Raw genomic sequence first — 9,248 nt, 5'->3', positions numbered from 1 at the left:
TTGCGGGGACTCCAGGCGGCGGGCGGTCACGTCGATGGCATCGAAGAACGCCACGGGGTTGATGGCTTCGGCGGCTGCGCCGGGCGCCTGCTTGGCGATGCTGGGTGCGAATTCCTGCACCCGTTCGCGCATGCTGCGCTGGTACGGCGTTTCGGAGGCTGGCAGCTCGCCGCGGTGCAGCCGGCCGGCCAATTCGGCAGCCTGCTTGCGGTTGCCGGCGACGATGCTGAGGGCGTAGGCGAAGCCCTTGGACTTGCCGGCCGCCTGGCGGGCGGCGTCGGTGAATTCGGTGGTGCTGGCCCCCGCCTGCAGCAGTGCCTGCAGCGTGGGGTGGCCGGGGGATGTGTCGGCAATGCCGGCGGCTTTCATGGCCTTGCAGACGGCACCGGCCAACGTGCCGGAAGCGCACGCCGGGCCGGCAGGCCCGCCCCCCTCTTGGTCTACCAAATGCGTGTGTTGAGTATTGGTTATTGGCTTATGGCTAGTGGCTTGGGTTACGTTTGGGTTTTTTTCAGNNTTTTCAGAAACCATCTGGGTTTCTTCTGGGTTCTTTTCAGAAACCATCTGGGTTTCTTGTGGGTTTCCAGAATCGTGCGGTTGCGCGGCCTTCTGGGTTTGCTTTTTGGGTCGGCCACCGCGTGCGCCCACAACCCGGTTGGTTTCTGCTTTGGCCGTCATGGCGGCAATCTCGCGGTCGCAGCGGGCCTGCACCAGGTGGCCGTCTTGCAGGGTGAAGAACTCGGCGGCCACGGTGTCCAGCGCCTCGCGCTCTTCCTTGCTGCGCGCACCCACCAGGCGGGCGGCTTGGTCGCGCGGAATGGGGGCTTCGCGGGTGTAGTACACGTCCAGCAGGCGCATGTACACGCCGTGTTCCAGCAGCGACAGGTGGCTGGCGTCTTTCATGTAATCGCCAATGTGGCGCTTGTAGTAGTTCACAGCGGCCCTCCCAGGCCTATCCACGAGAAAAAGGAGCCAGCGGCAGGCAGGTGGATGCTCTGCTTTTCGGGGGCGACCCTAGCCGTGGCAAAACGGGGCAGCATTACCGGGCCTCACAGGCAGGCGATACCGGGGCAGATGGCAGGGGCAGCGCGGCCTGCTGTGCGGGAATGCACCACGGGTCGGCCAGCCGGCCCGTGAGCGGGTTCAGGCGGGCGGCGCCTTCGCGCTTGGCCACCAGGCCACGTTCGGCCAGCTCGCACAGCCGGGCGTTGACCCAACCCTTTTCAATGCGGCCGACCGCGCGGCTGTGGCCGTCGGCGCCGCGCACGCGGTACAGGCCCAGGCGCTCGATCACCTCGCGCAGCTCGCCGGCGGTGGCGTCGGGCTGGCCATTGCGCTGCAGGCCCAGCAGGGCGTCGAACACGGCCTGTTCGGCGTTGGGCAGCTTGGGGGCTTCGGCGTAGGGGGTGGTGCTCATGGGCGGCTCCGTGGGGGTCGATACCGGGGGAAATGGGTGCGCAAGCGTCCTATTCGGACCCACGGTTTGAGTTGCCACAGGCCTGCGTCATGCCCACACTGCCGTACATGGACCGACGCACCAGAAACCTGATGAACTCGCCGGGCTTCATGTCGAGCCGGCCGGCCTCGCGGCAGACGTCGAGGAACTCGCGCTCGGTGAGGTTGATCGGCACACGCTCGGTGTGCTTGTTGTCGTCAGGCATGGGGCACCTCGGGGAAGAAAAGCCCACCGACCCGGCCTGCACGTTGTTTGGCAGGGAGGCGGCCCATGCGGGCCAGGTCAGCACGGGTTGCCGTGCCAGCTTGGTGGGGAAAGGGGGCGGGCCGGCCCAGCCCGGTACGATGGGTGCTCTCACACAACCCAACCAGGAAGGACCGGCCCATGAACAAGATCGAACGGCTGGCCGAATCGGCCGGGCAGCTCAATGCGCAAGAACTGGACGGACTGATTTCGGCTTTGGCCATGACGCGCGCGACCATGTCGCCACCGGTGAGCCATGCCAGGCCGAAGCCGACAGACGAATCAGCCATGGACACCCCCGTCACGGTCGAGGACTCGCCCGCCATGGAGGCCAGGCTGCTCAGGGACGGACGAGTCAGGCTCTGGGCACGCAGCAGCGGCTTCGGCTGGCTGGCCTTCAACCTGGAGCCGCGCAATGCACGCGTTTTGCGCGATTGGTTGGCTGCGAACGTCGAGGGCGCATCCGACCTCATCGGCCAGCAAAACGCGCAGCGGCACTGAACGGAGCATCACACCCCCTGCCCTGCGGGCTGCTGGTCGGCCAGCTCGGGCCAGATGCGGGGCCAGTCGGCTGGGCGCATGTCGCGGCGGGTGACTTGGCCGGCGGTGTAGGACTCGATGGCGGCCATGTGCACCAGGGGGATGGGCTTGTCGCGGCTGATCCAGTCGGCCACCTGGGGCGGCTTGATGCCCAGGTGGCGAGCGAGCGCGGCTTGGCGGCCGTGTTCTTGCTTGAGCCAGTCTTGTAGGTTCATGGGGTGGCATTATTAGCCATTGGATTAAACAATGTCAATAGCCTTTTGCGAATTCACATCATTAGCCAAAGGCGCTGCAATCCAAAGGATGTACACATCATCGGAAATCAGGCGTCAAAGACTGCTCATACTCATAGAGCAGCACGGCTCGGTGTCCGACCTGAACGAAGCACTTGGATGGGCAAGGGCCGATCCAAAGTTGACGCAAATCAAGAACAACAACAAGCGTCCAGGTAGAGATGCCACCTACCAAATGGGCGACGCGATGGCCAGAGAAATAGAAGAAAAACTTGGCCTAGAAAGAGGCTGGATGGATAACCCACCAACCTACGCAGAAATTCATGGAGAGGAAGACCCGCGCACCAAGGTGCTGCTGCTGATGGAGCACCTGCCTCCCGATCAGTGGCAAACCGCCGTGCGCTTGCTAGATGCGCTTGCGCAACCAGCAGCCGCCGGCAACGGGACCACCGGCCGGCACTGACCCCACGCCCACCCGCACCACCGCCACGGTGGTGCCATTGCTGTCACACCGGAGGAAAACACGATGAATCAAGAATTGAGGCTTGAGGTTTACGGCAAGAACTTTGCCTTGGTGCATGAGGCCCAATTGCAAACCAGCGCCGTGCCGCGTGTGGGTGAATACGTGGCGCTGCCTGCGGCGGTGCAGGCATGGGTACAAAACATGACCCACGCCCTGGTGCACGAGGTGGAATGGCTGCTAGATGGCGCTGCCCTGGTACCCGTGGTGCGCTGCCATGCCACCGACCACACCACCAGCAGCAACCGGCTCTTGCGGCTGGAGGAGCAAGGCTGGCTGCAGCCCCGCAACTAGGCCATCGAACTCGGCCTGCAAGCGCAGCAGGCCGTCATGCAGCCCGATTTGCTGCAGGGTGCGGGCCTGCGCAATGGCCATGCACAGATCGTGGTCCAGTTTGGCCAAGCGGTCGGCCATTTCTCCCGCCTGCCGCACCACACGGATCACGGCCGCGGCCTGCGCTGCGGCGCTGGGCACCGCCAATGTTTCGCTCATTTTTCAACTCCATAGACACCCGCCAAGCGCGGGTGTCGGTATTTTCTCGTTTTTTTTCGCCTTTGGCTATTGCGCTTTACTAATCCTTTGGCTAAGATTGCAGCCATGCCGCAGCGAAGAGCGCAAGACGGCAGCAAGGTCAGGCAGAGCAGCGAAGGCATACCGTAGCTGAGTGGGCAGTCCAAGTTCCACCGCTCTGCATCCCCAGGGACAACGCCAGCACAAACGGGCGTTACAAAGTACGTGTTGAGGAACGGCCACCAAGAACAGCAACGGCCTGAGGGGAAGACGCCCAACAACGGAAACGGTCACGCCGGTTGTCGAATACCGGCCCAGGGCCCCTGGCAGCAGGGGCACCAAGCAAGCCACTTCGCGCCTGGGCAGTTCCGCCCACCTTCAACACACCAAAGTCTCCAGTTCATTAGGGCGGGAGGTGGCTTGCTTGTTTTCTGGTCTGGTCGTCAGGTCAGCCCGCCCAGGATGGCTTCGGCCCGGGTCAATGGCACCTTGGCATCGGGGCGACCAATGGCTTGCACGGCGGCGTTGTAGGCCGGCTGCTCCAGAAAGGACAGCCCAGCGGGTGCTTCGGCCCTGAGCGTGGCGATGTGCGACTCGACCTCCTGAGCCGGCTGGGTTTTGTGGCTGGCCAGCAGCTTGACGAAACCGTTTTTGGTTGCGGCATGCAGGCCCGCCTTGATGGCCGGCTGCACCAGCAACGCCACAGCGGCAGCCAATGCCAACAGCACGCCCACCGCAGCCAGGAATGCGGGATACCCGCCCACCACACCCAGCACCGCGCCCGAACCGCCAAGAAGCTGCGCGGTGTTGAGCAGCAAGTCGAGGTGGCGGTAGAACCGCTCGCACTTGAGGTTAAACCAGTAGCCGTACTGGGTGTCGAACAGCAGGTCGTCGGACGGGGTCATGGCATCTCCGGTGGGCGTCAGCCCTTGGGTGGTGGCCCCGGCCTTTGGCGCGGAACCTGGGATCGATGGTCCGGGACGGGATCTTCGAGCATGTTTAACCCTTCGTGTTGTGGAAGACCGAAGGATACAGCGCAGCCCCTGGAAGCGCTTGAAAGACGGGGCACCCCATTTCCTCCCTGCCCCGCCGCCTGAAGGCGGGGACTTCCAGCCCCTGGCGCACAAGTGCCGGGGGCTTTTTTTGGCTTTCCGGAATATCTTGTGGAAAGCGCTGAAGCCGGTTAAAGTATCCATGCGGATTTTCGTGTGGAAAGGTTGACATGACAGAGAACACCAAGATCGAGTGGGCGCACCACACCTTCAACCCGTGGATTGGCTGCGCCAAGGTGTCGCCGGGCTGTGACCACTGCTACGCCGAAGCCGACTTCGACAAGCGCCGCCACGTGGTGCAGTGGGGCCATGGTCAGCCGCGCAAGCGCACCGCCCCCAGCACCTGGCTCCAGCCGCTGCGCTGGAACGCCGAGGCCAAGCGCCTGGGCGTGCGCTACCGCGTGTTCTGCGCCAGCCTGGCCGACGTGTTCGACAAGGAAGTGCCGGTCGAGTGGCGCAACGAACTGTTCGAGTTGATCAAGGTCACGCCTCACCTGGACTGGCTGTTGCTGACGAAGCGGATCGGCAACGTGAAGGCCATGCTCCCGTCAGCCACAAGCCATGAAGACGCCCACCTCTTCGCTCAGCTGTGGCCCAACGTCTGGATCGGCGCCAGCATCACCAGCCAGGCCGAGGCCGACCGCGACATCCCGAAGCTGCTGGCAGTGCCGGCGGCGAAGCGGTTTCTGTCCATGGAGCCGCTGCTGGGTCCGGTGGACCTTGGTGCGTGGATTGGCGATGAGAGTTGTCACGTGTGCCGCACGCGCTTTTATGGCGACGAAATGAACCTGCGTCCTGGCGGCGTTAAGACGGTTGATTTTGAAGACCAACCAGAAGACGAGAACGACATCCGCAAGGTGTGTCCAAACTGTCAAACGATCAACACGTGCGGCGAGGTAGATGTCGTTGACGAGGAAGAGATGGGTGGCGGCATCGACTGGGTGATCGTCGGCGGCGAGAGCGGCCCCAACGCCCGCCCGATGCACCCGGACTGGGCGCGCAGCCTGCGCGACCAGTGCCAGGCGGCCGGCGTGCCGTTTCTGTTCAAGCAGTGGGGTGAGTGGTCCCATTGGAGCGAAGACCAATCGAAGTTCCCCATGGGCGTTGCACCGGACGGCTCGAATGTTGGCCCGGATGATCAATTCACAGAAGACTGCGCATTGATGTACAGAATCGGCAAGAAAGCCGCCGGCCGCGAGCTGGACGGACGCTTATGGGACGAGGTTCCAGCCGAGGCGACAATTCTTGGATGACCGACATCCTGGACCTACCCGATTGGAAAGCGACATCATCACGATCCGATGGCAGTCAATACCTGATCGAAGCTGATTACTTGGTGCATCCGTCCGCATGCCTGAAATGTGGGTCCATCGGGCATCTGTACAAGCACGGGACCAAGAAAACCATTTACACCGACAGCCCAATCCGAGGGCTCCCAGTTCGACTTGTAGCCAATGTCCAGCGCTACAGGTGCCGAGACTGCGGAGAGACGTTCCTGCAGCCCTTGGGGGCGGTCTTGGACGATCGCAGGATGACGCGGCGCTGCGCCGAATACATCACCGACCAGGGGATGCGAGACACGTTCTCTCGGGTGGCTGAGCACATCGGATGTGACGAGAAGACCGTCAGGAATGTGGCGTCATCGGCCGTGGCGCTTGTGGCTGACGAGTTCAGGCCCTACGTGCCAGAGAGTCTTGGAATCGATGAAACCCAGCTCTCAGGCGTGATGCGTCTGGTGCTGACGGATGTGGACAGAAGACTTCCGGTTGACATCCTGCCAAACAGGGAGCCTGCATCGCTTGCGCAATGGCTGCACTCCAACAGGGCCGCAGAAAAGGTTCTGCGGGTCACAACAGACATGTACCCGCCTTACAAGAATGTGGTGCGCGATCGACTGCCTGGTGTTCCTGTGGTGGTCGATAAGTTTCACGTTCTCAAGATGGCCGACTTCGCCGTTGAAACGATTCGTCGAAAGGTCAGCAAATCCAAGCCCAAAGAGGTTGGCCGGGAATGGAAGCGGCAAAGCGTTCTATTGAGGCTGCGCAATCGGGAGCTTGATGAGCGCGGGAGATTCAATCTCGATATGTGGCTGGCCAACGAACCAACACTGGCAACAGCCTATTGGGCGAAGGAGCGCTTGTATGACATCTACAAGGCGAACAGCCGTGCCGAAGCGGAGATGCTCCTTGATCAATGGCGTGTATCGATTCCCCCAGAGATTGCATCTGTCCCGCGACACGACTTCAAAGCGGTACTGACAGCCACAAAGAACTGGCGCGAAGAGATCCTGGCCTACTTTGACAACCCGATCACCAACGGCTACACAGAGGCTTTCAACGGGCTGATCAAGATCATGAACAGGCGCGGTAGGGGGTACAGCTTCGAGGTCATCCGGGCGCGAATGCTGTGGCCGCTGCAGCAGGTTCTGCGTCTGGATTCCATGCCAAAGCATGAAGAGCTGCGCCACAACTTTGAGAGTTCTGGCGTCTTTATGAGGCCAAACAATACCGGCTTCCCGATGGAAGCAATGCGGGCCTATATCAGCCAGCAGCATCAGGCTGTGTTCGATCGGATCGGTGGACAGTGCCCAAGCTGCCTGGGCGTCTTCACCTTGCCTGAGATGACGGTGCGTGAAGAAACCATGCTCTGCCGCAAGTGCGCTGAGCGGGCGGTCTGACAGCGGATTCCACACACAACCGCTGAATCAGCGCCTACGCCTTGTGGTGCTTCTTCAACACGAAAATCCGGATAGCCCTTTTTTTTGCCCGTTCGCGGGCGTGGAGCAAACGATGGCACCAACCACCCCCCCCAGCGCCGTACTGCGCCGCACCGAGCTGGCGGACCGCACCTACTACCTCGCCGGCACCGGCTACGACGCCCACGTCCACGGCATGCGCACGGGCGACACCACGCTCAGCCTCTACCGCTGGAAGTCCGACGCCGCCCGCCGCCAGGACGGCAAAAACATCACCCTCAACGCCGAAGGCGGCAGCTTCAACCTCTACCAGCACCTCACCCCCGCCCAAGCCCGCCTGCTGGCCCACGCCCTGCTGGCCGCCGCCACCGACGCCGACCGCGACACCGGCACCCCACCCACGCCGGCCGACTTTGCCGACAGCACCTGGCCCGCCATGGCCGACGAGGAAATGGCATGACCGCCCACCGCCTGCTCAACCTCGCCCTGGCCGCCTTCTTCGTCATCGCCCTCGGGGCCAGCCACCTGCTCGACACCGAGCCCGGCTACACCCCCGCCCAGGCCGACGCCATCAGCGCCGCCCGCGCCGAAGCCCGCAAAGAGCGCGGCGCCCGCGACCTGTGCGTGGAGCTGTACGGCCCCCAGGCCGCCCACCTGTGGGACGCCGCCGGCAGCCTGCACTGCATCACCCGCCGGGGCGAACAAATCGCCGCCCGGTAATGCCGCACCCCCACGCCGTGCGCCGCAGCGCCCTGCCCCGCATCACCTGGCAGCAGCTCTACGACGCCTACGCCGCCATGCAGCCGCGCGACCACACCCTCGCCCGCATGGGCTTCGCCCAGGCCATGACGCACCGCACCTGGCGCACCGTCATCACCACCCGAGCCGTGCAGCGCAGCCGCACCCCATCCACCCACCACCGCACCGCCCAACCATGAGCCCACCCCGCCTCATCGCCCTCACCGGCCCCGCCGGCAGCGGCAAAGACACCATTGCCGACATCCTGGCCACCGACCACGGCTACACCAAGCTCGCCTTTGCCGACCCCATGCGCGCCATGCTGCGCAGCCTGTTCGAATTTGCCGAACTGGACCTCGCCCACATGGCCGACCGGTCGCAGAAAGAACAGCCCATCCCCGGCCTGCACGGCGTCAGCTACCGCCACCTGGCCCAAACCCTGGGCACCGAATGGGGCCAGCGCTGCGTCGGCCGCACCTTCTGGGTGGACATGCTGGACCGCGCCGCCCGCGCCCGCCGCGAACAGGGCGACCGCCTGCTCGTCGTCAGCGACCTGCGCTTCCACCACGAAGCCACCTGGGTGCGCGAACAGGGCGGCCTCATCTGGCGCGTCGTGCGCGACGTGCCCCGCGTCCGCGCACACGTGAGCGAAAGCGAAATGCACGCCATCCAGGCCGACCGCCTGGTCATCAACGAAGGCGGCATTGACGAACTCTGGAACACCGTGGACGCCCTCATCGAAGGCCACAAAGCATGACCCACCAACCCAACCCCACCCCGCGCCGCTACGCCGCCCCCAAAACCCCCCAGCGGGCCGGCGTCGAAAAACTGCTGCACGCCCAACGCACCCAGGGCCGCCCCGGCCTCACCGTGGACGAACTGGCCAAAGCCCTCGACATGCCCACCGCCATGGTCCGCGTCGTCATCAAAAACATGTACCGCACCAAACGCCTCGCGGTCGAAAAAAACCAGCGCGGCCAGGCCCGCTACAGCGTGCTCAACGTCGCCAGCTGGACGCCCCTGGGCCCCTTGAGCCAGCCCAGCGCCAAACTCGCCCAGCCCCAGCCCGGCGCAGCCGCCACCACCGTCTACCCCAAGGGCCTCAAACCCACCCTGTGCCCCGCGCCCGCCTACCAGCCACTGGCCGGCTACAGCACCGGCCAACCCGTGCGCCCCGGCGCCGCCGACCATTTGCAGCACCCCAGCCGCCGCGGCAACCAAACCGCCGCCTACACCGGCCGGTCCATCGCCGTCATCTGAC

Annotated in this window: 15 protein-coding genes; 9 read left to right on the top strand and 6 right to left on the bottom strand. The window is 64.0% G+C overall.

Going from position 1 to position 9,248, the window contains the following annotated elements:
• The 3 genes from CON77_RS09455 to CON77_RS09445 form a co-directional block, all read right to left on the bottom strand.
• A partial coding sequence (locus CON77_RS09455; protein WP_439650550.1) for a YdaU family protein occupies positions 1 to 903 on the bottom strand: 903 nt, incomplete at its 3' end.
• Positions 904 to 1,039: 136 nt separating this feature from the next.
• Positions 1,040 to 1,417, bottom strand: coding sequence for a hypothetical protein (locus tag CON77_RS09450; protein ID WP_101048909.1), 378 nt, complete (start codon positions 1,415 to 1,417; stop codon positions 1,040 to 1,042).
• 49 nt (positions 1,418 to 1,466) lie between these two features.
• Positions 1,467 to 1,661: a hypothetical protein gene (locus tag CON77_RS09445; protein ID WP_101048908.1), complete on the bottom strand. Its 195-nt coding sequence runs from the start codon at positions 1,659 to 1,661 to the stop codon at positions 1,467 to 1,469.
• Positions 1,662 to 1,840: 179 nt separating this feature from the next.
• Here CON77_RS09445 and CON77_RS09440 point away from each other — a divergent pair, with 179 nt between their 5' ends.
• Positions 1,841 to 2,200, top strand: coding sequence for a hypothetical protein (locus tag CON77_RS09440; RefSeq protein WP_101048907.1), 360 nt, complete (start codon positions 1,841 to 1,843; stop codon positions 2,198 to 2,200).
• Between the two features lie 8 nt (positions 2,201 to 2,208).
• On the opposite strand, the gene CON77_RS09435 is transcribed toward CON77_RS09440, so the two are convergent.
• Complete coding sequence (locus tag CON77_RS09435; protein WP_101048906.1) at positions 2,209 to 2,454, bottom strand: transcriptional regulator; 246 nt, start codon at positions 2,452 to 2,454, stop codon at positions 2,209 to 2,211.
• Between the two features lie 151 nt (positions 2,455 to 2,605).
• Between CON77_RS09435 and CON77_RS15170 the strand changes: the two genes are divergently transcribed.
• Positions 2,606 to 2,935 carry a hypothetical protein gene (locus tag CON77_RS15170; RefSeq protein ID WP_157826901.1) on the top strand — a complete coding sequence of 110 codons (330 nt, stop codon included), beginning with the start codon at positions 2,606 to 2,608 and terminating at the stop codon, positions 2,933 to 2,935.
• A gap of 237 nt (positions 2,936 to 3,172) precedes the next feature.
• Here the strand turns inward: CON77_RS15170 and CON77_RS15165 are convergent, their stop codons facing one another.
• Both CON77_RS15165 and CON77_RS09425 read right to left on the bottom strand, forming a co-directional pair.
• A complete protein-coding gene (locus CON77_RS15165; RefSeq protein WP_157826900.1) occupies positions 3,173 to 3,484 on the bottom strand; it encodes a hypothetical protein in 312 nt (103 codons plus the stop codon).
• A 461-nt stretch (positions 3,485 to 3,945) separates the two neighbouring features.
• Positions 3,946 to 4,407 (bottom strand): hypothetical protein, encoded by a 462-nt coding sequence (locus CON77_RS09425; RefSeq protein ID WP_101048904.1) that lies wholly within the window; start codon positions 4,405 to 4,407, stop codon positions 3,946 to 3,948.
• Between the two features lie 317 nt (positions 4,408 to 4,724).
• On the opposite strand from CON77_RS09425, the gene CON77_RS09420 reads away from it, so the two are divergent.
• The 7 genes from CON77_RS09420 (at position 4,725) to CON77_RS09390 (ending at position 9,247) form a co-directional block, all read left to right on the top strand.
• Complete coding sequence (locus CON77_RS09420) at positions 4,725 to 5,807, top strand: phage Gp37/Gp68 family protein (protein ID WP_101048903.1); 1,083 nt, start codon at positions 4,725 to 4,727, stop codon at positions 5,805 to 5,807.
• Positions 5,804 to 7,231 carry an ISL3 family transposase gene (locus CON77_RS09415; RefSeq protein WP_157826899.1) on the top strand — a complete coding sequence of 476 codons (1,428 nt, stop codon included), beginning with the start codon at positions 5,804 to 5,806 and terminating at the stop codon, positions 7,229 to 7,231. The genes CON77_RS09420 and CON77_RS09415 overlap by 4 nt, the downstream gene beginning before the upstream one ends.
• 112 nt (positions 7,232 to 7,343) lie before the next feature.
• On the top strand, positions 7,344 to 7,709 hold the full coding sequence (locus CON77_RS09410; protein WP_101048901.1) for a hypothetical protein: 366 nt from the start codon (positions 7,344 to 7,346) through the stop codon (positions 7,707 to 7,709).
• A complete protein-coding gene (locus CON77_RS09405) occupies positions 7,706 to 7,969 on the top strand; it encodes a hypothetical protein (protein ID WP_101048900.1) in 264 nt (87 codons plus the stop codon). Before CON77_RS09410 ends, CON77_RS09405 begins: the two co-directional genes overlap by 4 nt.
• A complete protein-coding gene (locus CON77_RS09400; RefSeq protein WP_101048899.1) occupies positions 7,969 to 8,187 on the top strand; it encodes a hypothetical protein in 219 nt (72 codons plus the stop codon). Before CON77_RS09405 ends, CON77_RS09400 begins: the two co-directional genes overlap by 1 nt.
• The gene (locus CON77_RS09395; protein ID WP_101048898.1) at positions 8,184 to 8,744 is read left to right on the top strand and encodes a deoxynucleotide monophosphate kinase family protein; all 561 of its coding nucleotides are present in this window, start codon (positions 8,184 to 8,186) and stop codon (positions 8,742 to 8,744) included. The genes CON77_RS09400 and CON77_RS09395 overlap by 4 nt, the downstream gene beginning before the upstream one ends.
• Positions 8,741 to 9,247 (top strand): hypothetical protein, encoded by a 507-nt coding sequence (locus CON77_RS09390; protein ID WP_101048897.1) that lies wholly within the window; start codon positions 8,741 to 8,743, stop codon positions 9,245 to 9,247. Before CON77_RS09395 ends, CON77_RS09390 begins: the two co-directional genes overlap by 4 nt.
• Position 9,248: the final 1 nt, after the last annotated feature.

The organism is Macromonas nakdongensis, assembly GCF_002837145.1.
Taxonomy (GTDB): Bacteria; Pseudomonadota; Gammaproteobacteria; order Burkholderiales; family Burkholderiaceae_C; genus Macromonas_B; species Macromonas_B nakdongensis.
The sequence above is the reverse complement of the archived record's forward strand: the minus strand, read 5'-3'. Positions and strand labels throughout refer to the sequence as shown.